The 21,109-nt window shown below is 74.2% G+C and carries 22 protein-coding genes; 2 read left to right on the forward strand and 20 right to left on the reverse strand.

Annotated features, from left to right (window positions below):
- Nucleotides 1-370: 370 nt before the first annotated feature.
- Nucleotides 371-1,405, forward strand: a complete 1,035-nt coding sequence (locus ACI79I_RS18525) for a hypothetical protein (RefSeq protein WP_456993783.1) — start codon at nucleotides 371-373, stop codon at nucleotides 1,403-1,405.
- A gap of 105 nt (nucleotides 1,406-1,510) precedes the next feature.
- Here the strand turns inward: ACI79I_RS18525 and dprA are convergent, their stop codons facing one another.
- From dprA to rpsP, 13 genes are all read right to left on the reverse strand, one after another.
- Nucleotides 1,511-2,761 carry a DNA-processing protein DprA gene (gene dprA, locus ACI79I_RS18530; RefSeq protein ID WP_456993784.1) on the reverse strand — a complete coding sequence of 417 codons (1,251 nt, stop codon included), beginning with the start codon at nucleotides 2,759-2,761 and terminating at the stop codon, nucleotides 1,511-1,513.
- Nucleotides 2,758-4,278 carry a YifB family Mg chelatase-like AAA ATPase gene (locus tag ACI79I_RS18535; protein WP_456993785.1) on the reverse strand — a complete coding sequence of 507 codons (1,521 nt, stop codon included), beginning with the start codon at nucleotides 4,276-4,278 and terminating at the stop codon, nucleotides 2,758-2,760. Before ACI79I_RS18535 ends, dprA begins: the two co-directional genes overlap by 4 nt.
- Nucleotides 4,275-4,634, reverse strand: coding sequence for a YraN family protein (locus tag ACI79I_RS18540; RefSeq protein WP_456993786.1), 360 nt, complete (start codon nucleotides 4,632-4,634; stop codon nucleotides 4,275-4,277). The genes ACI79I_RS18535 and ACI79I_RS18540 overlap by 4 nt, the downstream gene beginning before the upstream one ends.
- Nucleotides 4,635-4,766: 132 nt before the next feature.
- Nucleotides 4,767-5,087, reverse strand: a complete 321-nt coding sequence (locus ACI79I_RS18545; RefSeq protein WP_456917615.1) for a DUF2469 domain-containing protein — start codon at nucleotides 5,085-5,087, stop codon at nucleotides 4,767-4,769.
- Complete coding sequence (locus tag ACI79I_RS18550; protein ID WP_456993787.1) at nucleotides 5,084-5,860, reverse strand: ribonuclease HII; 777 nt, start codon at nucleotides 5,858-5,860, stop codon at nucleotides 5,084-5,086. Before ACI79I_RS18550 ends, ACI79I_RS18545 begins: the two co-directional genes overlap by 4 nt.
- Nucleotides 5,861-6,194: 334 nt before the next feature.
- Entirely contained in the window at nucleotides 6,195-6,899 is a 705-nt protein-coding gene (locus tag ACI79I_RS18555; RefSeq protein WP_456993788.1) for a LuxR C-terminal-related transcriptional regulator, read from the reverse strand.
- Between the two features lie 261 nt (nucleotides 6,900-7,160).
- Nucleotides 7,161-8,102, reverse strand: a complete 942-nt coding sequence (gene lepB / locus ACI79I_RS18560) for a signal peptidase I (protein ID WP_456993789.1) — start codon at nucleotides 8,100-8,102, stop codon at nucleotides 7,161-7,163.
- A 66-nt stretch (nucleotides 8,103-8,168) separates the two neighbouring features.
- Nucleotides 8,169-8,525: a 50S ribosomal protein L19 gene (gene rplS / locus ACI79I_RS18565; RefSeq protein WP_456993790.1), complete on the reverse strand. Its 357-nt coding sequence runs from the start codon at nucleotides 8,523-8,525 to the stop codon at nucleotides 8,169-8,171.
- 144 nt (nucleotides 8,526-8,669) lie between these two features.
- Nucleotides 8,670-9,152, reverse strand: coding sequence for an NUDIX hydrolase (locus tag ACI79I_RS18570; protein ID WP_456993791.1), 483 nt, complete (start codon nucleotides 9,150-9,152; stop codon nucleotides 8,670-8,672).
- 10 nt (nucleotides 9,153-9,162) lie between these two features.
- On the reverse strand, nucleotides 9,163-9,894 hold the full coding sequence (gene trmD / locus ACI79I_RS18575) for a tRNA (guanosine(37)-N1)-methyltransferase TrmD (RefSeq protein ID WP_456993792.1): 732 nt from the start codon (nucleotides 9,892-9,894) through the stop codon (nucleotides 9,163-9,165).
- A 4-nt stretch (nucleotides 9,895-9,898) separates the two neighbouring features.
- Entirely contained in the window at nucleotides 9,899-10,447 is a 549-nt protein-coding gene (rimM, locus tag ACI79I_RS18580; protein WP_456993793.1) for a ribosome maturation factor RimM, read from the reverse strand.
- A gap of 27 nt (nucleotides 10,448-10,474) precedes the next feature.
- A complete protein-coding gene (locus ACI79I_RS18585) occupies nucleotides 10,475-10,711 on the reverse strand; it encodes an RNA-binding protein (protein ID WP_012949998.1) in 237 nt (78 codons plus the stop codon).
- A gap of 3 nt (nucleotides 10,712-10,714) precedes the next feature.
- Nucleotides 10,715-11,149: a 30S ribosomal protein S16 gene (gene rpsP, locus ACI79I_RS18590; protein WP_456993794.1), complete on the reverse strand. Its 435-nt coding sequence runs from the start codon at nucleotides 11,147-11,149 to the stop codon at nucleotides 10,715-10,717.
- 158 nt (nucleotides 11,150-11,307) lie between these two features.
- Between rpsP and ACI79I_RS18595 the strand changes: the two genes are divergently transcribed.
- Nucleotides 11,308-11,703 (forward strand): VOC family protein, encoded by a 396-nt coding sequence (locus ACI79I_RS18595; RefSeq protein ID WP_456993795.1) that lies wholly within the window; start codon nucleotides 11,308-11,310, stop codon nucleotides 11,701-11,703.
- A 73-nt stretch (nucleotides 11,704-11,776) separates the two neighbouring features.
- Here the strand turns inward: ACI79I_RS18595 and ACI79I_RS18600 are convergent, their stop codons facing one another.
- The 7 genes from ACI79I_RS18600 to ACI79I_RS18630 form a co-directional block, all read right to left on the reverse strand.
- A complete protein-coding gene (locus tag ACI79I_RS18600) occupies nucleotides 11,777-13,534 on the reverse strand; it encodes a proline--tRNA ligase (RefSeq protein WP_456993796.1) in 1,758 nt (585 codons plus the stop codon).
- Nucleotides 13,535-13,627: 93 nt separating this feature from the next.
- Nucleotides 13,628-14,710, reverse strand: a complete 1,083-nt coding sequence (locus tag ACI79I_RS18605; RefSeq protein ID WP_456993797.1) for an amidohydrolase family protein — start codon at nucleotides 14,708-14,710, stop codon at nucleotides 13,628-13,630.
- 19 nt (nucleotides 14,711-14,729) lie between these two features.
- A complete protein-coding gene (ffh, locus tag ACI79I_RS18610) occupies nucleotides 14,730-16,304 on the reverse strand; it encodes a signal recognition particle protein (RefSeq protein WP_456993798.1) in 1,575 nt (524 codons plus the stop codon).
- A 216-nt stretch (nucleotides 16,305-16,520) separates the two neighbouring features.
- A complete protein-coding gene (locus tag ACI79I_RS18615) occupies nucleotides 16,521-16,742 on the reverse strand; it encodes a hypothetical protein (protein WP_456993799.1) in 222 nt (73 codons plus the stop codon).
- An 83-nt stretch (nucleotides 16,743-16,825) separates the two neighbouring features.
- Nucleotides 16,826-19,210, reverse strand: a complete 2,385-nt coding sequence (locus ACI79I_RS18620; protein ID WP_456993800.1) for a [protein-PII] uridylyltransferase — start codon at nucleotides 19,208-19,210, stop codon at nucleotides 16,826-16,828.
- A gap of 86 nt (nucleotides 19,211-19,296) precedes the next feature.
- Nucleotides 19,297-19,635, reverse strand: coding sequence for a P-II family nitrogen regulator (locus tag ACI79I_RS18625; protein WP_097208882.1), 339 nt, complete (start codon nucleotides 19,633-19,635; stop codon nucleotides 19,297-19,299).
- Nucleotides 19,632-20,966: an ammonium transporter gene (locus tag ACI79I_RS18630; protein WP_456993801.1), complete on the reverse strand. Its 1,335-nt coding sequence runs from the start codon at nucleotides 20,964-20,966 to the stop codon at nucleotides 19,632-19,634. The genes ACI79I_RS18625 and ACI79I_RS18630 overlap by 4 nt, the downstream gene beginning before the upstream one ends.
- Between the last annotated feature and the right edge of the window lie 143 nt (nucleotides 20,967-21,109).

Genomic DNA, 21,109 nt, shown 5'->3' on the forward strand with positions numbered 1-21,109 from the left:
CCGTCCGACGGCGCCCGCCGCCGGTCAAGGAGCCGCGCCGACTCCGAGACCCGCCTGTCCCGTTGCTCCCCTCTGGGACGTCCCGCGCAGCGAACCCGGCCATGGAGGGACCATCGCTGGCCGGACGGCGGCTGCGGAGTCCCGCGCCCGAACTTGCTGCCGGAGTCGACGACCGAGGTCGGCGCGTCGGTGCCTCACTCGGCGGGGCTAGATGAAACAGCCTTCGCTCAACGGAGCCGGCAGACATGCCGTTGGGGCGGTGCGTGTTCACGGGGGCACGCGGCAGGGCGGAACCCATGCATCCGCCCCCCTCACGAAGGGTTGACCGTTGTTCACGACCAAGCACCGTCCAGTTCTCATGGTCATGTCTTTGGCGACGCTGACGCTCACAGCCGCGTGCGGCGGCGAGTCAGCCGCGGTGGAATCAGCCGAACCGGAGTCGTCGGCGACAACGACGCCGCCTCCGGCGCCCGGCACGGTGCTCGCCAGCTTCGCTGGCTTGGAGCTGTACGAGGATTACGAAACCGATGACCAGACCTCAGGACTCGCACTCGTGATGCCGGACGACGGAGAACTGGAGGAAGGGCAACTCCTGAACTCCGACGGAGAACTGCTCCCCCTGCCGGTCGGCGACTTCAGCGAGCTCGATGGCGTCCGGGTGGTCGCACCCGATCTCCTCCTCGTGCAGGGGAAGCCTAACGGTCGCGACTACGATCTCTACGCCCTGACTCCCAACGGAGAAGAGGTGTACAGCCTCCCCATCGACTGGGAGGGGGGCAACTACACCGCCACCGACGACTACGTCACGGTCTCCAGCACGTACAACTCGACGGGCTGTGACTCGAGGGCGGTCTACGAGATCCCCACCGGCACCCCGGTGAGTTGGTCCTGGCCCGCCGATCTCGCAGGAACCTGCGTCCTGGATCAACGTGGCAACTACGTCGCAGTGGGGGACCCGGGCAGGGAGTCCCGGGGCGAGAAACCGCAAACCTGGGCGGTCCTCGACCTCCAGACCGGGCAGAGGGCTTCCACCGACGTTCTCGAACCGACCAATCCCGTACCCGACGGCGCCATGGTCCACAGCGGCGACTTCGCGTACGTCCTGAGCAACGAACTGCGCTACGACGATGGCCAGACGAGTTGGACACTCGGCGGCCTACCGGACGACGCCAACTACCGGGGCGGTGAGTTCGAGAGACTGGCCGTGGAGCACGACAGCGACGGCTTGATGTTCACGGTCGTCGACGCGGCCACCGGCGACGTCGTCAGCACGGTGGACACGAAGGCAGCAACGGGCGCTGACCGATGCCGTTTCAGTGGCTTCCTCGCCGAGGATCGGATGCTCGTCGACTGCTCGCACAGTGACGACGACGACTACGGCAACCTGTACATCCTCGCCGTCTGATGTGACTGCACCGGCACTGCGACATGGCAACAACCTCGGGAGTAGGGCAATGCGGCCGCGTCCGGCTCGGACGCGGCCGCAGCGGTGTCATGGGGGCCACGCGCGTCATCTGCGCGGCGCTGGTCCCCGCTGCGACGCGATCCGCCAGCCGGTGCCCGTCCACTCCACCAGGTCCGCGAGCTCCAGCGCGGGGAGCACGCGCAGCACGTCGAGCACGTCGCAGCCGGCGATCGCGGACAGCCGCTCCGGGCTGACCCCCACCCGCACCGGGCAGGCGTCAAGGACGCGCACGGCGACGTCCGAGAGCCCGTCCCGCGCATCGGCCGGCCGTTCGGGCGGGTCGGCGAGGTCCTCCCCCAGTCGGCCGACCTCCTCCAGCACGTGCGCCGCGTTGGCCACCAGTGCCGCCTGCAGCTCCGCCTCCCGGAGCAGCTCGTGGCAGCCCACCGACATGGCCGAGGTGACCGGCCCGGGCACCACGAGGACCCGCCGGCCGAGTCGCCCGGCCCGGCGCGCCGTCGCCAGCGCCCCGGACCGGGCGGCGGCCTCCACGACGACGGTGCCGCGGGTCAGCGCGGCGATGAGCCGGTTGCGGACCAGGAAGCGGTGGCGGTGCGGAGCGGCTCCCGGCGGCCACTCGCTGACGAGCAGGCCCTGCTCGGCGATCCGGTGGAACAGCGCCCCGTGGGCGGCGGGGTAGGGCCGGTCGACCCCGCAGGCCAGGACGGCGACGGTCGGCGCCTCCGCGGCGAGGGCGCCCCGGTGCGCGGCAGCGTCGATCCCGAAGGCCCCGCCGGACACCACCGTCCACCCCCGCTCCCCCAGCTGGTGCCCGAGTTCCCCCGCCACGTGCTCGCCGTACGCGGTCGAGGCCCGGGCGCCCACGATCGCGACCGAGCGGTCGGCCAGCTCGTCGAGCCGCGCCGGCCCCCGCACCCACAGCGCGAGCGGGGGGACGGGGGCGGTCGTCCGGGGCGACTGGTCCCGGGGGGCCTCCGGCTCCTCGGCCGTCGCGAGGGTCAGCGAGTGCAGCAGCAGACCGGGCCACTCGTCGTCCTCGGGGACCAGGAGCCGGGCGCCGCAGCGCTCGGCGCGCGCCAGGTCGGCCAGGGAGGCGTCCTGGGCAGCGCGTGCACCGACGAGGGCCCGGACGGCGTCGGGAGCGCGACCGCCACGCAGCCGCCGCACCGCCTCCACCGGGCCGACCTCGTCGACGAAACGCCAGAACGGGATGCTCCCCGGCTCGGCCGCCCGGCTCAGCCACGCGCGGGCCCGCCGCACCGCCGGCGAGGGCCGCCCGTCGACGCCCCCGACCGCCTCCTCCATGTCCTCGTCGAGGCTCGGCACGGCGGTCATGCCGCCACCCGCTGCAGCCGCAGGCCGAGTGCCTCGGCGACGTCGTCGGCCGCGGGGACCGTGCGGCCGGCGAGGTCGGCGAGGGTCCAGGCCACCCGGAGCACACGGTCGTAGCCCCGCACCGAGAGCGCCCCGCGTTCCAGCGCACGCTCGACGAGCCCCAGCGCCGCCCGGGGTGGCGCCCACCGCTCGCGCAGCAGCCGGCCGGGCACCTGGCTGTTGAGGGCGAGTCCCGTGCCGGAGAGCCGCTCGGTGGCGGCGGCGCGCGCCGCGAGCACCCGCGCGGCCACGACCGGCGTCGACTCCGGCGTGGTGCCGGCCTCCAGCCAGGCCGCCCGGGTGACGGCGGGGAGGTCGACGCGCAGGTCGATGCGGTCGAGCAGCGGCCCGGACAGCCGCGACTGGTAGCGCCGCCGCTCCAGCGCGCTGCAGGTGCAGGCGGCCTCCCCTGCGGCGCTGGCACAGGGACAGGGGTTGGCGGCGAGCACCAACTGCGCCCGGCACGGGAAGGTCGCCGCTCCGCTGGCCCGCGAGATCGTCACCTGCCCCCGTTCGAGCGGCTGGCGCAGCGTGTCGAGCACCGCCCGGGGGAACTCGGGTGCCTCGTCGAGGAAGAGCACGCCGCGGTGGGCGCGGCAGAGCGCTCCGGGCCGGATCTGCCCGGAGCCGCCTCCCACCAGCGCGGCCATCGTCGCGGAGTGGTGCGGCGCCTCGAACGTCGGACGCGTGACCAGGGGCGCGCCGGGCGGCAGGGTGCCGGCGACCGAGTGGATCGCGGTCACCTCGAGGGCCGCCGGCTCGTCCAGCGGCGGCAGCAGCCCCGGCAGGCGCTCGGCGAGCATCGTCTTGCCGGCACCTGGCGGCCCGGTGAGGAACAGGTGGTGGCCACCGGCGGCGGCCACCTCGACCGCGCGGCGGCCGATGGGCTGGCCGACGACGTCCCCCAGGTCCGGGCCGGGGGGCGGTGACGCCAGCGGGCCGCGGGTGTGGCGCGGCAACGCCGTCCGCCCCCGCAGGTGGGCGACGAGCTCGGCGAGTGTGCCGGCGGCGCGCACCTCGATGCCCTCCACCAGGGCGGCCTCCTCCGCGTTCCCGGTGGGGACCACGACCGTGCCGTGGCCCGCCCGGGCGGCGGCGAGCACCGCGGGCAGCACCCCGCGGACGGCGCGGACGGTGCCGTCCAGGGCCAGCTCACCGATCAGCACCAGCCGCCCCACCGACTCCGCCGGGACGGCGCCGTCGGCGGCGAGGACCGCGGCGGCCAGGGCCAGGTCGAAGCCGCTCCCCTGCTTGGGCATCGACGCCGGGGACAGGCCGATCGTGATCCGCCGCAGCGGCCACTTGCCGCCGGCGTTGACCACGGCCGCCCGCACGCGGTCCACGGACTGCCGGACGACGGCGTCGGGCAGACCGACCAGGACCACCTGAGGGACACCGGAGGACATGTCGACCTCGACGTCGACCATGGCGCCGTGCACCCCGGCGAGACCGACCGACCACGTGCGCGCGAGCGTCACGAGAAGGCCGCCCTCAGGTGCGTGACCAGCGCCGGTTCCGCGGGCCGCACCAGGACCCCGACGACGTCGAAGCGCAGTTCGGGCGCGTGCTCGTCGTGGGCGGCCAGCCACCGCTGGGCCAGCGTGCGCAGCCGGCGCTGCTTGAGCGGGCCGACTGCCTCCACGGGGTGGCCGAAGCCCACCGCGCTGCGGGTCTTCACCTCGCAGAAGACCAGCGCGTCGCCCTCCCGGGCGACGATGTCGAGCTCACCGTCGCGGCAGCGCCAGTTCCGGTCGAGGACGCGCAGGCCCCGGTCGGTGAGGTAGGCGGCGGCGATGCGCTCGCCCTGGAGGCCGAGGTCCGATCTCGTTCGCACCCGGCGACCGTCGCCCCGCCGGGCGACCCGGCACCAGGCGCGCCGGGCTCCTGTGGACGGACGGCCCCCCTGTGGACGGTCGGGCGGTCCGTGACGGACGCGCCGGGCAGCCTGGGCGGGGTGGAGCGGGAGTCAGGTCAGCCGGGGGCCGTCGGGCAGCTCGAGGTCGGGCTTGTCGAGCTCCTCGACGTTGACGTCCTTGAAGGTCAGGACGCGCACGTTGCGCACGAAGCGCGCCGGCCGGTACATGTCCCACACCCAGGCGTCGGAGAGCTTGAGCTCGAAGTAGACCTCGCCCCCGGCCTCCCGGACCTGCAGGTCGACGGCGTTGGCGAGGTAGAAGCGCCGCTCGGTCTCCACCACGTACGTGAACTGCCGGACGATGTCCCGGTACTCGCGATAGAGCTGCAGCTCCATCTCGGTCTCGTACTTCTCCAGGTCCTCGGTGCTCATCGCGACTCTCCGGACACAGGGCGCATGGACCCATCATCGACCATGGCGGCGGAGCCGGTCAGGTGGAGTACCCGCTCGGCGTGTGCGTCGCGGGCGCGGGCGACGTTGACGAAACGCATCCGGTGCTCGGGGCAGGGACCGTGACGGTCCAGCGCGGCGCTGTGCACGTCGGTGATGTAGCCCTTGTGGACGGCGAAGTCGTACTCCGGCCACCGCTCGTGCAGGTCGAGCATGATCCGGTCGCGGGTGACCTTGGCCAGCACGGAGGCCGCCGCGACGCAGGCCGCCACGCGGTCGCCCTTCCAGACCGCCAGCGTGGGGCGGGCGAGGCCGGACACCGGGAACCCGTCGGTGAGGACGTAGTCCGGCTCCGGGTCGAGGGTCCACACCGCCCGGCGCAGGGCCTCGATGTTGGTCACGTGCATGCCGCGGGCGTCCAGGTCGGACACCGGCATGACGACGACCGACCAGGCGACGGCGCGGTCGAGGATCTCCGCGTAGACCCGGTCCCGTGCCGCCGCGGTGAGCAGCTTGGAGTCCGCGAGCCCCGGGACCCGGCCCCGCCGGCCGGCAGGCAGCACGCACGCGGCGGCGACGAGGGGCCCGGCACAGGCCCCGCGGCCGGCCTCGTCGGCACCGGCGATCGAGCCGAAGCCGCGGCGGCGCAGGGAGCGCTCCATCTCCCACAGGGCGTCCGGACGGTCCTCGGCGGCCCGCACCCGCCGGACACGGGCGCCCGGTTCGACGGGGACGGGGGTGGTACGGAGAGCCATCGCGCTCCGACAGTACGACGCGATGGTGACCGGATCGCGCACTCCCGCCGGTCCGGTGGCCGCTGCACCGAGCAGCACCCTGCTCCGGAGACGCCACGGGCCGGTCCCCGGGGTCAAAGGGGACCGGCCCGTGGACCGGCGGGCCGGCGGCGGCCCGTTCGGTGGACCGGCGAGCGGCCCGGTTCCGGGCCGGCGGCGGCCCGGTCGGTGGACCGACCAGCGGCCCGGTCGGGCGCCCGGGTGGACCGCCGAGGAGGCGGACGGTCCGGACGGGCGCCCCCGGTACGCGGCGACGGCGGCGGGACCGCCGGCACCGGGACCGGAGTCGGGAGGGTCAGGCCTCGGCGGGAGCGAGGCTGTGGGCGCCGCAGGTGCACCCACCGTTGCGCGAGGAGAGCACCAGGGAGACCGCGTGCGCCCGGTCACGGGCGCCCAGCTTGCGCAGGATGGCCTTCACGTGGGACTTCACGGTGTCCTCGCTGATGAACAGGTTCCGGCCGATCTGCCGGTTGGACTGGCCCTGGATCAGCTCGTCGAGCACGTCGGACTCGCGCCGGGTGAGCGGCACCTCCGGGGTGAGCGGCTTCGGCGCCGGGGTGGCCGAGGGCTCGACGCGGCGGATCTGCGGGTCGACCACGGTGCGGCCGGCACGGGCGGCCAGGATCGCCCACCCGAGGAGGGTCGGCGAGGTGTTGATCATGAGGTAGCCGCGGACGCCGGCGGCCAGCGCCTCGTTCACCACGGCCGGGTCCTCGGAGGTGCCCAGGGCCACGATCGTCACCCGGGGGTACCGGCGGCGCAGGTCCCGGCAGGCGTTCAGCGTGGCGGCGCGACCGGGGCCCAGCTCGACGACGACGGCGTCCGGGCGGGCGGTCTCGACGAGGGTCAGCGCCCGGCGCAGCTCGCCCGGGGTCCCGACCGACTGCATGCCGGCGGTCTCGTTGATCATGCTCACCAGACCCCGCCGGAGGACGGGGGCATCGGCGAGGATGAGCACGCGGGTGACGCCGCGGGCGGCGCTCGCCAGGGGTGCGGACACAGCTGACTCCGTTTCACGCAATCGGTGGCCTACGCCATCTCCATCGGACGGGTGAGACGGTTGCTTGAACGTTTTCCGAGAAATTCTCAGAAGAATTCCGACGAAGCCTCCGGGCCATTGTCCAGTCACACGGACAACAGCGGAATGGTGACCTCACTTTCCGTGTCGACATGGCGATGCCATTTCCACGACGACGCGCGGAGACGACGAGACCCGCACACGCGGTGGGCGTGTGCGGGTCTCGGCAGGTCGGCCGGGCGGTCAGGTACGGCGGCGCGCGGACCTGCTCCGCCGTCGCCGCCAGGCGGTGAGCGGCACCGCACCCACCAGGCCCAGCGCGTAGGGGGCGGCCACGGCCGCGGCTCCCGACGTCGGCTCCCCGGCCGCCTCCACGCCCTGGATGTCGGGCGAGCCCAGCAGGCCGAAGCGGTCCAGCGGCCAGACGATGAGCGCAGCCTTCCCGATGACGTCGCTGACCGCGATCGTCCCGGAGTTCTCGTCGCCCACGTGGGAGCGCGAGTCCGCCGAGGCCGACCGGTGGTCGCCCATGACCCAGAGGCGGCCCTCGGGGACGGTGACCGGGTCGAACGCCCGCGTCTCGATCGGGGTGTTCTCGAAGATGTAGGGCTCGTCGAGCGGCTCGCCGTCCACCGTGACCCGACCCTCGGCGTCACAGCAGGCGACGGTCTGGCCCTCGGTGGCGATCACCCGCTTGACGAAGTCGTCCTCGCTGGGCGGGGCCACACCGACCGCCCGCCCGAGCCACAGCAGGGCGCCGGTGAACCAGTTGGTGGGCTCGGCGACGTCGACCTCCGGGGACCACGTCTCCGGTCCCTGGAAGACGACGATGTCGCCCGGTTCGGGCTCGCCGAACCAGTAGGGCACCTTGTTCACCACGACCCGGTCGCCGGTGCAGCCCGGGCAGCCGTGCAGCGTCTGCTCCATCGACCCGGAGGGGATGAAGAACGCCTGCACGAGGAAGGTCTTCACCAGCAGCGCGAGCACGAAGGCGACGACGAGGAGCACGGGGAGCTCGCGCAGCAGCGAGCCCTTCTTCTGGTCCTGCGGCCGCTCGCGGCGGCGCCAGCGGCGGGAAGCCGGCGCGGGCTCGTCGGGGGCGATGTCACCGGCGGAGGTGGCCGGGGAGGGCTCCTCGCCCTCCGGAACGACGTCGGCGGGCCTCCCGGGCCGGTCACTGCTCATCGGAGCCAGCGTACGGCCGCGGGAGACCCGCCGCGGTCAGGCCGGTTCCCCGGCCGAGGGAGCGTGTCAGCGAGAGACGGTCTCGCGCTTCTCCTTGATCTTGGCGGCCTTGCCGCGGAGCTCGCGCAGGTAGTACAGCTTGGCGCGACGCACGTCACCGCGGGTCACGATCTCGATCTTCTCCACGACCGGGGTGTGCACCGGGAAGGTGCGCTCCACGCCGACGCCGAAGCTCACCTTGCGGACGGTGAAGGTCTCGCGGATGCCCCCGCCCTGGCGGCGGATGACCACACCCTGGAAGACCTGGATGCGCGAGCGGTTGCCCTCGATGACGCGCACGTGCACCTTGACGGTGTCGCCCGGGCGGAACTCGGGGATGTCGTCGCGCAGCGAGTCGGCGTCGAGTACGTCCAGGGTGTTCATCGCGGCAGTCCTGTCCTAGCGGTTACGTCGTTCACGGTGCGGACAGCGAGCGGCCCCGGCTGTCCGATCCGGGGAGCTGCACTCCGGGAGGAGCTCCCGTCGAGGGACCGACGGTCCGCAGCAGCACTCTATGGTGCCACATCTTCAGCCGACGAAGCGCGGCGGCCCCGTCCACGGACCGGCCAGCAGCTCCGACAGGAGGCCGGCCAGCTCCCGCGGCGCGAACTCCACGGCCTCCGCAGCGACCTCCGCGGCGCTCCACCAGCGGTGCGGCTCCTCGCCGAGGACCTCCAGCTCCGTGCGCCCCCGGGGGTCCACCTCGTGGACGACGTCGCGCAGCACGAAGAAGGTCTCGCGGGAGTCGATCTGGACCCCGGCGAAGGGGCCCACGTGTCGCCGGAACCACACCGGGCCCTCGAGCGCGGCGGGGTCCACGCGCAGCCCGATCTCCTCGGCCAGCTCCCGGACGGCGGCGTCCCGGACGCTCTCCCCCGGCTCGACTCCCCCACCCGGCGTGTACCAGAACAGCACCTCGCCCGGCGGCACCGCGGGGTCGGTCAGCCGGGCACCGAGCAGCAGCACCCGCCCCGCGGGGTCCAGCACGACCACCCGGGCCGTCGGGCGCACCCAGGGACGCTCAGGCACCGTCGAGGACGGCGCGGTCGCCGGGGGTCAGCGCGTCCTCGGGCAGGGCGGCCAGCAGGTCGGGACGGCGGGTGGCGGTGCGCCGCAGCGACTCCGCGCGCCGCCACCGGGCGATGGCGGCGTGGTCGCCGGAGAGCAGCACCGGGGGGACGTCGTGGCCCCGCCAGGAGGCCGGCCGCGTGTAGGACGGCCCTTCCAGCAGGCCGTCGGCGTGCGAGTCGTACTCGACCGACTCCCGGTTGCCCACGACGCCGGGCAGCAGCCGGGTGACCGCCTCGACCATCACCAGCACCGCGGACTCCCCACCGGCGAGCACGTAGTCGCCGATGGAGACCTCCGACACCGGCCCGGCGTCGGCGGCCCAGTCGGCGACCCGCTGGTCGATGCCCTCGTACCGGCCGCAGGCGAAGACCAGGCCGGGTTCGGTGGCCCACTCCGCCGCCAGCGCCTGCGTGAACGGGCGCCCGGCGGGCGTGGGCACGACCAGCCGGGTGCCCGGGGCTCGCACGGCGTCCAGGGCGCGGCCCCACGGCTCGGGGCGCATGACCATGCCGGGCCCGCCGCCGTAGGGCGCGTCGTCGACGGTGCGGTGGACGTCGTCGGTCCACTGCCGCAGGTCGTGCACGCCGATGCTGACCAGGCCCCGCTCGGCAGCCTTGCCCAGCAGCGACTGGCGCAGCGGCGCCAGGTACTCGGGGAAGATCGTGATGACGTCGATCCGCATGGGTCTACAGCTCCAGCAGGCCCTCGGGCGGGTCGACCACGACGAACCCCCCGGCCAGGTCCACGGTGGGCACGATCGCCGCCACGAACGGGACCAGCAGCTCCCCACCCTCGCTCCGGCGGACGACGAGCAGGTCGGCGCCCTCGTGGCGCACGGCGGCCACCTCGCCGAGGACGGTGTCGTCGGTCAGGCGGGCGGTGAGCCCGACCAGCTGGTGGTCGTAGTAGGCGTCGGGGTCCTCGAGCTGCGGCAGGTCGGCGACCGGGACGTGCAGCTCGGTGTTGCGCAGCTCCTCGGCCGCCTCGCGGCTGTCGACGACCTGGCCGTCGGGGCCCTCGAGGAGCAGCAGGAGGACGTCGCGGTGCCAGCGGCGGCCGGCGACGGTGAGCGGCCCGCGCGCGGCGGGCTCGGTGAGCAGGACGGCGCCGGCGGCGAACCGGAGGTCGGGGTCGTCGGTGCGGATCTCGACGGTCACCTCACCACGGACACCGTGGGGTCGGCCGATGCGGCCGACCACCACGGTGTCGGTGGGGTCGTTGGCGGCTGGGTCCATCGAAGAGCGAGCCCTCCGAGGGAGGGCTCAGCGCCCGTCGGTGTCGACGACGTCGACCCGCAGGCCCCGCCCGCCGACGCCGGTCATCACGGTGCGCAGCGCCTTGGCGGTGCGACCGCCGCGGCCGATGACCTTGCCGAGGTCGTCGGGGTGGACCCGGACCTCCAGGGTCTTGCCGCGCCGGTTGCTGAGCAGGTCGACCGTGACGTCCTCGGGGTGGTCGACGATGCCCTTGACCAGGTGCTCGAGCGCCTCTTCGAGCACGTCTTACTCGGCGGGCGTCTCGGCGGCGGCAGCCGCGTCGTCGGCCTTGGGTGCGGCCTTCTTCTTCGGGGTGGTCGCACCGGTGGCCGGCTCCTCGGCGCCGGCGTTGCGGACGGCCTCCTCGTAGAGGGCCTTCTTGTCCGGCTTCGGGGCGGCGACCTTCATGGGCGGCGGGGCCGGCTCGCCCTTGAACTTCTGCCAGTCACCGGTCACCCGGAAGATGGCGGCGACGGCCTCGGTCGGCTGCGCGCCGACACCCAGCCAGTACTGGGCGCGCTCGGAGTCGACCTCGATGAAGGACGGGTCCTCCTTCGGGTGGTACTTGCCGATCGTCTCGATCGAGCGGCCGTCCCGCTTGGTGCGGGCGTCGGCGACGACGATCCGGTAGTACGGCGCGCGCATCTTGCCCAGGCGCATGAGCTTGATCTTGGTGGCCACGGTGGCTCGTGTTCTCCTCGAACGCTTTCGTCGGTTGCTCGCCGGACGGACGCGTGGGGTACGCCGGGGCGGAGCCAGGGACACGGCCGGCAACGGTGAGAGGGCCGCCCACCGCCGTGTTCGACCGACCATCATGCCAGATCCCGCAGGATGGCCCCATGCCGAGGCGAGGCCTGCTGCACCACATCGAGGTCTGGGTCCCCGACCTGGCCCGCGCCGAGCACTCCTGGGGCTGGCTGCTGACCGCACTCGGGGCGCAGCCGTACCAGTCCTGGGCGCACGGCCGGTCGTGGCGGTCGGGCGACGTCTACGTCGTCGTCGAGCAGTCCCCGGACCTGGACGGGACCGTCCACGAGCGCCGCTCCCCCGGCCTGAACCACCTCGCGTTCTGGGCCGGGACGGCGGCCGAGCTCGACGACCTGGTCGCGGAGGCGCCGTCCCACGGCTGGCGGCTGCTCTTCCCCGACCGGCACCCGTTCGCCGGCGGCCCGGAGCACCGGGCCGCCTACCTCGAGGACGCCGACGGGTACGAGGTGGAGCTCGTCGCCGGGTGACGTCGCTCCGCTCGGCCCGGCCCCGTCCAGGGGCTCGCGGCGAGCCCGCGAGACGGAAGGGGGACGGGGTCCCTCAGCCGCGGACGGCGGCCACCACGCGGGCCGCCGCCTCCCCGACCGGCACCTCCTCGCGCTGCCCGGTCGCGCGGTCCCGCAGCTCGAGCACGCCGTCGGCCAGGCCGCGGCCGACCGTGACGATCGTCGGCATCCCGAGCAGCTCGGCGTCCTTGAACTTCACCCCCGGCGAGACCTTCGGCCGGTCGTCGTAGAGGACGGTCAGCCCGGCGGCCTGCAGCTCCTGGGCGAGGGACTCCGCGGCCTCGAAGACGGCGGCGTCCTTGCCCGTGGCCACGAGGTGCACGTCGGCCGGGGCGATCTCGCGCGGCCAGACCAGGCCCAGCTCGTCGTGCGTGGACTCGGCGATCGCCGCCACGGCCCGCGAGACGCCGATCCCGTAGGAACCCATGGTGACCGTGACGAGCTTGCCGTTCTCGTCGAGCACCTTCAGCTCCAGCGCCTCGGCGTACTTGCGGCCGAGCTGGAAGATGTGGCCGATCTCCACGCCGCGGGCCAGCTCCAGCGGGCCGGAGCCGTCCGGGGCGAGGTCGCCGGGCAGCACCTCGGCGGCCTCGATCACGCCGTCCCAGGTGAAGTCCCGGCCGGCGACGAGGTCGAAGACGTGCTTGCCCGTCTCGTTGGCCCCGGTGATCCAGCGGCTGCCGCGCACCACCCGCGGATCGACCAGGTAGCGGATGCCCGACTCGCTGTCGGCGCCGAGCACCTGCGGGCCGATGTAGCCCTTGACCAGCCGCGGGTGCTCCTCGAACTCGGTGAACGGCTCGACCTCCGCCGGGGCGACCTGGGCCTCCAGGCGCTTGGTGTCGAGCTCCCGGTCGCCGGGGATGCCGACGACGAGCGGCTCGCGCGTCCCGTCGGGGTGGACGAGGGTGACGACGACGTTCTTCAGCGTCGACGCGGCGGTGTACCCGGCGTCCGGGAACAGCTGCCGGGCGACGGCGACGAGGGTCTCGATGGTCGGGGTGTCCGGGGTGTCCTCGACGTGCGCCTCGGGCAGCCCGTCGACGGGGATCTCGTCGGGGACGACGGTGGTGACCGCCTCCACGTTGGCCGCGTAGCCGCCCGCCGAGCGGACGAAGGTGTCCTCGCCGATCTCGGTCGGGTGCAGGAACTCCTCGCTCCTGGACCCGCCCATCGCCCCGGACATCGCCGAGACGATCACGTACTCCAGCCCCAGCCGGTCGAAGATCCGGATGTAGGCGTCGCGGTGGGCGGCGTAGCTCTTGTCCAGGCCGGCGTCGTCGACGTCGAAGGAGTAGCTGTCCTTCATCGTGAACTCGCGGCCGCGCAGCAGGCCCGCCCGCGGCCGCGCCTCGTCCCGGTACTTGGTCTGGATCTGGTACAGCGACAACGGGAGGTCCTTGTACGACGAGTACAGGTCCTTCACGAGGAGCGTGAACATCTCCTCGTGCGTGGGGCCGAGGAGGTGGTCCACGCCGCGGCGGTCCTTGAGGCGGAAGAGGTTGTCGCCGTACTCGGTCCAGCGACCGGTGGCCTCGTAGGGCTCGCGGGGCAGCAGCGCCGGGAAGTGCACCTCCTGCGCGCCCATCCGGTCCATCTCCTCGCGGATCACCCGCTCGACGTTGCGGAAGACCCGGTAGCCCAGCGGCAACCAGGTGAACCCGCCCGGCGCGGCCCGCCGGATGTAACCCGCCCGGACCAGGAGGCGGTGGCTGGGGACCTCGGCGTCGGCCGGGTCGTCGCGCAGGGTGCGCAGGAACAGGGTGGACATCCGCAGGAGCACGGAGCGCATTGTCGCCCTCCGGGCTCCACCCGCGGCGAGGTGCCCTCCCGCACCGCCGTGGAACCCGTCCCCGTGCCCCCGTCGGGACGATCCCGGGACGGGTCAGTGGACGCGGCCGCGCAGGACGGTGAGCTGCGGCCGGGCGAGCGTGTCGAGGTCCGTGCGGGGGTCGTTGTCGTAGACGACCAGGTCGGCCGGCGCCCCCTCCTCGAGGCACGGCAGGCCCAGCCAGTCCCGGGCCGACCACGACGCCGCAGCCAGCGCGGCCTCGGCCGGCAGGCCCGCCTCGGCCAGAGCGCGCACCTCGTCGGCGATGCGGCCGTGGTCGATCCCGCCGCCGGCGTCGGTGCCGGCGAAGACGGGGACACCCGCCTCGAACGCCGCCCGGACCACCGCCCCCGACGACGCGTACAGCCGCCGCATCGTGCTGGCGTAGGCGGGGAACCTCGCCTCCCCCGCGGCGGCGAAGGACGGGAAGTTCTCCACGTTGACCAGCGTCGGGACGACGGCGGTGCCGCGCGCGGCCATCTCGCCGATGAGCTCCTCCGTCAGGCCGGTGCCGTGCTCGATGCAGTCGATGCCCGCGCGGATCAGGTCGGGCAGCGCGTCGGTGCCGAAGGTGTGCGCGGTGACCCGGGCACCCTCCTCGTGCGCGACCGCGATCGCGGCGGCGACCGCGTCGGCCGGCCACTCGGGTGCCAGGTCGCCGGCACCGCGGTCGATCCAGTCGCCGACGAGCTTCACCCAGCCGTCGCCGCGGCGGGCCTGCACGCGCACCTCGGCGGCGAGGTCGCCGGGCGCCAGCTCGACCGCCAGCCCGGGGATGTAGCGCCGCGGTGCCGCCAGGTGCCGGCCGGCCCGGATGATCCGCGGCAGGTCCGGTTCGTCGTCCAGCGCGCGGGTGTCCACCGGTGAGCCGCAGTCGCGCAGCGCCAGCACGCCGGCGTCCCGCTCGGCGAGGGCCTGCTCGCGCAGCCCGGCGAGGTCCTCGACGTGCACGCCGCCGCGGCCGATGCCCACGTGGCAGTGGGCGTCGACCAGCCCCGGGACCAGCCACCCGCCGCGGCTGACGGTCTCCGCGCCCGGGACCGACTCGAAGGTCAGCCGCCCGTCGCGGACCCACACGTCCCGCTGCTCGGCCTCGGGCAGCAGGACGCCGGCGAGGTGGAGCGCCGGGGTGCTCACCGCCCTGCGGGAGCCGGGGTCACGACCGGTCGTCCTTGAACTGGTCGAAGTTCAGCTTGGTGAGGTCGGGCAGGCCCTGGCCGGGCGGCAGCGTCGGCATGCCGCCGGGCATCCCACCGGGCAGGCCACCCCCGGGGAAGCCCGCGCCGGGCGGGAGGCCCGGAGCGCCCATCGGCCGGCGCGCGGGGCCGCCCTTGCCCTTCCCCTTGCCCTTCTTGCCCTTCTTGGACTGCGCCTGCATCTGGCGCCCGCGGGCCTTCTTCGACATCGGCCCCATGCCGGGCAGCCCCATGCTGCCGGCCATCTGGCCCATCATCTTCTGGGCCTGCGCGAAGCGCTCCAGCAGCTGGTTGACCTCGGTGACGGTCACCCCGGAGCCGTTGGCGATGCGCACCCGCCGCGACGCGTTGATGATCTTGGAGTTGACCCGCTCCTCCGGGGTCATCGACCGGATGATCGCCGCGGTGCGGTCCAGGTCGCGGTCGTCGACCTGCTTGAGCTGCTCCTTCATCGCGCCCGCCCCGGGCAGCATGCCCAGCAGGTTCGCGATCGGCCCCATCTTGCGGATGGCCATCATCTGCTCGAGGAAGTCCTCGAGGGTGAAGCCCTCCCGGGAGGCGAGCTTGCCGGCCATCTTCTCGGCCTGCTCGGCGTCGAAGGCCTGCTCGGCCTGCTCGATGAGGGTGAGCACGTCGCCCATCCCGAGGATGCGCGAGGCCATCCGCTCGGGGTGGAAGACGTCGAAGTCGGTGAGCTTCTCGCCGGTGGAGGCGAACATGATCGGCTGGCCGGTCACGTACCGCACCGACAGCGCGGCACCACCGCGGGCGTCGCCGTCGAGCTTGGTGAGGACGACGCCGGAGAAGCCGACCCCGTCGCGGAAGGCCTCGGCGGTCGTGACGGCGTCCTGACCGATCATCGCGTCGACGACGAACAGCGTCTCGTCCGGCTGCACGGCGTCGCGGATGCCGGCGGCCTGGGCCATCAGCTCCGCGTCGATGCCGAGCCGGCCGGCGGTGTCGACCACCACGACGTCGTGCATGGTGCGGCGGGCGTGCTCGATGGAGTCGGCCGCGACCCGGATGGGGTCGCCGATGCCGTTGCCCGGCTCGGGGGCGAAGACGTCGACCCCCGCCTGGCCCGCGACGATCGAGAGCTGGTTGACCGCGTTGGGCCGCTGCAGGTCGGCGGCCACCAGCAGCGGGGTGTGCCCCTGGCCCTTGAGCCAGCGGCCGAGCTTGCCGGCCAGCGTCGTCTTACCGGAGCCCTGGAGGCCGGCCAGCATGATGACCGTCGGCGACTGCTTGGCGTAGCGCAGCCGGCGGGTCTCGCCGCCGAGGATCTCGATGAGCTCCTCGTTGACGATCTTGATGACCTGCTGGGCCGGGTTCAGGGCCTGCGAGACGTCGGCGCCGCGCGCCCGCTCCTTGACCGCGGTGATGAAGGCCCGCACCACCGGCAGCGCGACGTCGGCCTCCAGCAGCGCGATGCGGATCTCGCGCGCGGTGGCGTCGATGTCGGCGTCGGTGAGCCGGCCCTTGCCGCGCAGGCCGCTGAACACCTTGTCGAGGCGGTCGGAGAGGGTCTCGAACACAGCACGTCCTCAGCAGTTCTCGCGGGCGCGGCCGGCCGGTCGGACCGACCGGCTGCTCGGCTGCCGGCACCCGGGGTCCCCGGGGCCGTCGCGCCACCTCCGGTCCAGCCTAACGAGCCCAGCGCCCGGGACGGCGGCCTGCGCTGCGGACCCCGCTCGGGTGGCCCCGTCCGGGACCGCCGCGAGCGTGCGAGCGGCGGGGGTGGGGGGCCTCCCTCAGGCGGCGCGGCGCTGCGGGACGACCACGACGGTGGCCGACGGAGCGGCGGAGAAGACCGCCGTCCCGCAGTCGGCGCAGGCCCACTCGGGGCACTCGCCCCCGTCGTCGGTGTGCCCGTCGACGCACGGGGGCTGCACGAACTCCCGGTCGTCGCCACAGGCCGCACAGGGCCACACGCGCCCCTCGGCCGTCGCGATCTCCACGGACCGGTTGCGCATGCGGTGCCCTCCCCCGGACGACGGGACCGTTCCGTCCCACTCGCCTCCGACGGTGCCACGGGGGTCCGACAGTTCCGGGGACCTCAGCCCGGCGTGTCCCCCGGCGCGGTCACCGGATCGGGCACCGCACCCCGCACCGCGGCCGCCAGCGCGGCGTCCACGCGGGCCCGCTGCTCGCTGTCGATGGGCACGCCCGAGGGGTTGCACACGTAGAAGTGGTCGGCCGCGTCGGCGCCGAGGGTCTCGATCCGCGCCGACGTCACGTCCAGCCCCTCGGCGGCGATCGCGGCGGTGAGCCGGTACAGCAGCCCCGCCCGGTCCCCGGCCCGCACCTCGACGATCCCGGTGGCATCACCGGTCACCTCGCCGTTGTGCCACGCGATGCGCGGCGGGGTCGCCCGGACGGCGTCCTGCCGGTAGTCGGCCTCGCGCTGCCGCAGCCGGTCGGCCAGCGGGAGCGTGCCCTCCAGGGCCGCCCGCACCGCGTCGGCCAGGATCGACGGGACCGGGACCCGCCCGAACCGCGGCCGGACGGCGAAGACCGCGGTCGCCCGCCCGTCGACGACGTTGACCTTCGCCGCCCGGACGTCGAGCTGGTTGAGCGCCAGCACCCCCGCCAGGTTGCTGAACAGCCCGTGCCGGTCCGGGGAGGTGAAGGTGACCTGCTGGCCGTCGGCGACGTCCTCCACGCCGACGCTCACCCCGCCGGCCCCCTCCAGCGGCGCGGAGAACTGGGGCTCGGCCGCCTGGAGCACCGGCTCCGGGTCGCGGGCCGGCGTCCCGCCCAGCCGGCCCTGCACGCGGGCGACGAGGGCGGCGACCAGGTGGGCCTTCCACGGGCTCCACGCCGAGCTGCTGGTGGCCGCGCCGTCGGCCTGGGCCAGGGCGTGCAGCAGCTGCAGCAGCGCCGGGTCGTGCCCGATGGTCGCCGCGACCCGGTCGATGGTGGCGGGGTCGTCGATGTCGCGGCGGGTGGCGGTGTCGGGCAGCAGCAGGTGGTGGCGCACCATCGCGGCCAGGGTCGCGACGTCAACCTCGGAGAACCCCATCCGGGTGGCGATCCGCGCCGCGACCGGCTCCCCGACCTCGCTGTGGTCGCCGGGCCAGCCCTTGCCGATGTCGTGCAGCAGCGCGCCGACCAGCAGCAGGTCGGGCCGGTCGACGTCGCGGGTGAGTTCGGCCGCCGCGGCGGCGGCCTCCACCAGGTGCCGGTCGACGGTGAACCGGTGCCACGGGTGCCGCTGCGGCAGCGAGCGCACGCGGTCCCACTCGGGCAGCAGCCGCGACAGCAGCCCCTCCTGGTCCAGCTGCTCGAGCACCGCGACGGCGGAGCGGCCGCTGGCCAGCAGCCGGAGGAACGACCAGCGCACCTCGGCCGGCCACGGCTCCGGCAGCGGCGGCGCGTGCACGGCGAGCACCTTGAGCGTGTAGGGCGACAGCACCAGGTCCGCGCGCGCGGCGGCCGCTGCGCCGCGCAGCACCAGACCCGGGTCGGCGGCCGGTCGGGCGTCGCGGGCGAGGACGACCTCGTCCCCCTGACGGACGACGCCCTCGGCCAGCGGCTCCCGGCGCACCCGGCGGTAGCGACCGCGGGGACGGCGGACCAGGGAGGCCTCCACCCGCCGCCAGGTCTCGTCCGCGACGAAGGCCAGCCGGCGCCCGGCCAGGCTCACCTCGCGCAGCAGCGCGTCCTCGTCGGGCAGCCCGAGCGCGACCGCGACCGGCCGCTGCTCCTGGCGGACGAGCACGTCGCCGGGGCGGCCCAGCCGCCGGCGCAGCTCGTCGCGGACGTCGAGCAGCAGCGCGTAGGCCTCCTCGGCCTCGGGCGAGGGCTCGTCGGCCAGCTGGGCCGCGGCCACCGCGCGCAGCACCTGCCCCTCGCGCAGTCCGCCGTAGGCCTCCTTGAGGTCGGGCTCGAGCAGGAAGGCGAGCTCGCCGACCTGCCGTGCGCGGCCGCGGCGCAGGTCGCGCAGCTGGGGCAGCAGCCGGGACGCCGACTGCCGCCAGCTGGCCAGCGTCGCCGTGCGCAGCGCGGCCGCGAGGTCGGCGTCGCCGGCCACCAGGCGCGCGTCCAGCAGGCCCAGGCCGGCCTTGACGTCGGTGGAGGCCACGCCGACGGCCTCGGCGACGGTGCGCACCGAGTGGTCCAGGCGCAGGCCGGCATCCCAGATCGGGTACCAGATCGCGTCGGCGAGGGCGGCGATCTCCGGCCGGCCGTCGTGCACCAGCACCAGGTCGAGGTCCCCGTGCGGCGGGAACTCCCGGCGCCCCAGGCTGCCGACCGCGACGAGGGCGACCCCGTCGGTGCCGGTGCGGGGCTGGTCCCCTCCCCGCCCGCCCGAGCCGCGGCGCGGGCGGGCAGGCGGCGTCCCCGCCACGGCCTCGTCCAGGAGGCCGGTCAACCAGGCGTCGAGGACCTCACCCCGCTCCGCCCGCGACAGTGCGGGCAGCGACCCGGTGTCCAGCACGACTCCCCCTCTCCTCCTGACTCGTCCGGGAACGGCACCGGCCGGGGTGGCGGGTCCTCCCACCACCCCGGCCGGCGAGCAGGACCTCAGAGGGCGTCGGCGCCGCGCTCACCGGTGCGGACCCGGACGATCTCGTCGATCGTCGTGACCCACACCTTCCCGTCGCCGATCTGGCCGGTGGACGCGGCCTCGACGATCGCGTCCACGACCCGGGCGGCGTCGATCTCGCCGACGACCACCTCGATCCGGACCTTGGGCACGAAGTCCACCTGGTACTCCGCCCCGCGGTAGACCTCGGTGTGCCCCCGCTGGCGGCCGAAGCCCTGGACCTCGCTGACGGTCAGCCCCGCGATCCCGATCAGCTCGAGGGCGTTCTTGACGTCGTCGAGCTTGAACGGCTTGACGATGGCGGTGACGAGCTTCATGCCCGGACCCCTTCCGTGTTACGGGCCTCGGCGCGCGCCTGGCCGCTCAGTGGTGCGGTGGAGCCACCGCCGCTGGTGAGGGAGGTCAGGTCGTAGCCGGACTCGGCGTGCACGACCGTGTCGATGCCGGTCACCTCGTCCTCCTCGGTGATGCGGAAGCCCATGGTCTTCTGGATGACCGTGCCGATGATGTACGTGGCCACGAAGGACACGACCATCACCACCACCGCGCCGACGACCTGGCGCCACAGCTGGTCCACGCTGCCGCCGAAGAAGAGGCTCTCCACGCCGGCCGGCGCGTCGGGGTCGGCGAGGAAGCCGACCGCGATCGTGCCCCACAGGCCGCCCACGAGGTGGACGCCGACGACGTCGAGGGAGTCGTCGTAGCCGAGGCGGTACTTCAGGCCCACGGCCAGGGCGCAGAGCACACCGGCGACGATGCCCAGGACCACCGCGCCGATCGGCGAGACCGCCGAGCAGGACGGCGTGATGGCGACCAGGCCGGCGACCGCACCGGACGCGGCCCCCAGCGAGGTGGCGTGCCCGTCGCGCAGCTTCTCGGTGGCGAGCCAGCCGAGGACGGCGGCGCCGGTGGCGGCCAGCGTGTTCACCCACACCACCGCCGCGGTGTTGTTCGCGGCGAGGGCGGACCCGGCGTTGAAGCCGAACCAGCCGAACCACAGCAGGCCGGCACCCAGCATGACCAGGGGCAGGTTGTGCGGACGCATCGCCTCACGGCCGAACCCGCGCCGCTTGCCGAGCACCAGCGCGAGGGCGAGGGCCGCCGCACCGGCGTTGATGTGCACCGCGGTGCCGCCGGCGAAGTCGATCGCGAGCAGGTCGTTGGCGATCCAGCCGCCGACGTGGCCGTCGGCGTCGAAGTCGAACACCCAGTGGGCGATCGGGAAGTACACGACGGTCGCCCAGATCGCGGCGAAGACCATCCAGGCGCCGAACTTGGCGCGGTCGGCGATGGCGCCGCTGATCAGCGCCACGGTGATGATCGCGAAGACGGCCTGGAAACCGACGAAGGCCATGGTGGGCAGGCCGCCCGCCTCGCTGGTCAGGTCCTCCATCAGGCCCTGGAGGCCGAAGAACTCACCCGGGTTGCCGAGCAGGCCCCCGCCGACGTCGTTGCCGAAGGCGATCGAGTAGCCGTAGACGACCCACAGGACGCTGATCAGCGCCAGCGCCCCGAAGCTCATCATCATCATGTTGAGGACGCTCTTCGCGCGGACCATGCCGCCGTAGAAGAGGGCCAGGCCAGGGGTCATCAACAGCACGAGCGCCGCACTGGTGAGGATCCAGGCGGTGTCGCCGGTGTTGACCACGGCAACCTCCTGAGGTGGGTCGTGGGCCGGATGGGCCGCATCTGGGGTCGGGACCGGCACGCGGTGCGCCGGGGCGGGACGGTGGAGTGCGGCGCCCCTCGAGCGAGGGGCGACGTGGCGTTCACCGTGCCGCCCGCCTGTTT

This window comes from Geodermatophilus sp. SYSU D01105, assembly GCF_054050095.1.

Bases quoted from the DNA above. Each gene is read 5' to 3' on its own strand.
- ACI79I_RS18615 (WP_456993799.1), bottom strand. From the start codon at position 16,742: ATGCGCAACCGGTCCGTGGAGATCGCGACGGCCGAGGGGCGCGTGTGG.
- rimM (WP_456993793.1), bottom strand. From the start codon at position 10,447: ATGGACCCAGCCGCCAACGACCCCACCGACACCGTGGTGGTCGGCCGC.
- ACI79I_RS18595 (WP_456993795.1), top strand. From the start codon at position 11,308: ATGCCGAGGCGAGGCCTGCTGCACCACATCGAGGTCTGGGTCCCCGAC.
- ACI79I_RS18550 (WP_456993787.1), bottom strand. From the start codon at position 5,860: ATGGCTCTCCGTACCACCCCCGTCCCCGTCGAACCGGGCGCCCGTGTC.
- rplS (WP_456993790.1), bottom strand. From the start codon at position 8,525: ATGAACACCCTGGACGTACTCGACGCCGACTCGCTGCGCGACGACATC.
- ACI79I_RS18600 (WP_456993796.1), bottom strand. From the start codon at position 13,534: ATGCGCTCCGTGCTCCTGCGGATGTCCACCCTGTTCCTGCGCACCCTG.
- ACI79I_RS18545 (WP_456917615.1), bottom strand. From the start codon at position 5,087: ATGAGCACCGAGGACCTGGAGAAGTACGAGACCGAGATGGAGCTGCAG.
- lepB (WP_456993789.1), bottom strand. From the start codon at position 8,102: ATGAGCAGTGACCGGCCCGGGAGGCCCGCCGACGTCGTTCCGGAGGGC.
- dprA (WP_456993784.1), bottom strand. From the start codon at position 2,761: ATGACCGCCGTGCCGAGCCTCGACGAGGACATGGAGGAGGCGGTCGGG.
- trmD (WP_456993792.1), bottom strand. From the start codon at position 9,894: ATGCGGATCGACGTCATCACGATCTTCCCCGAGTACCTGGCGCCGCTG.
- ACI79I_RS18625 (WP_097208882.1), bottom strand. From the start codon at position 19,635: ATGAAGCTCGTCACCGCCATCGTCAAGCCGTTCAAGCTCGACGACGTC.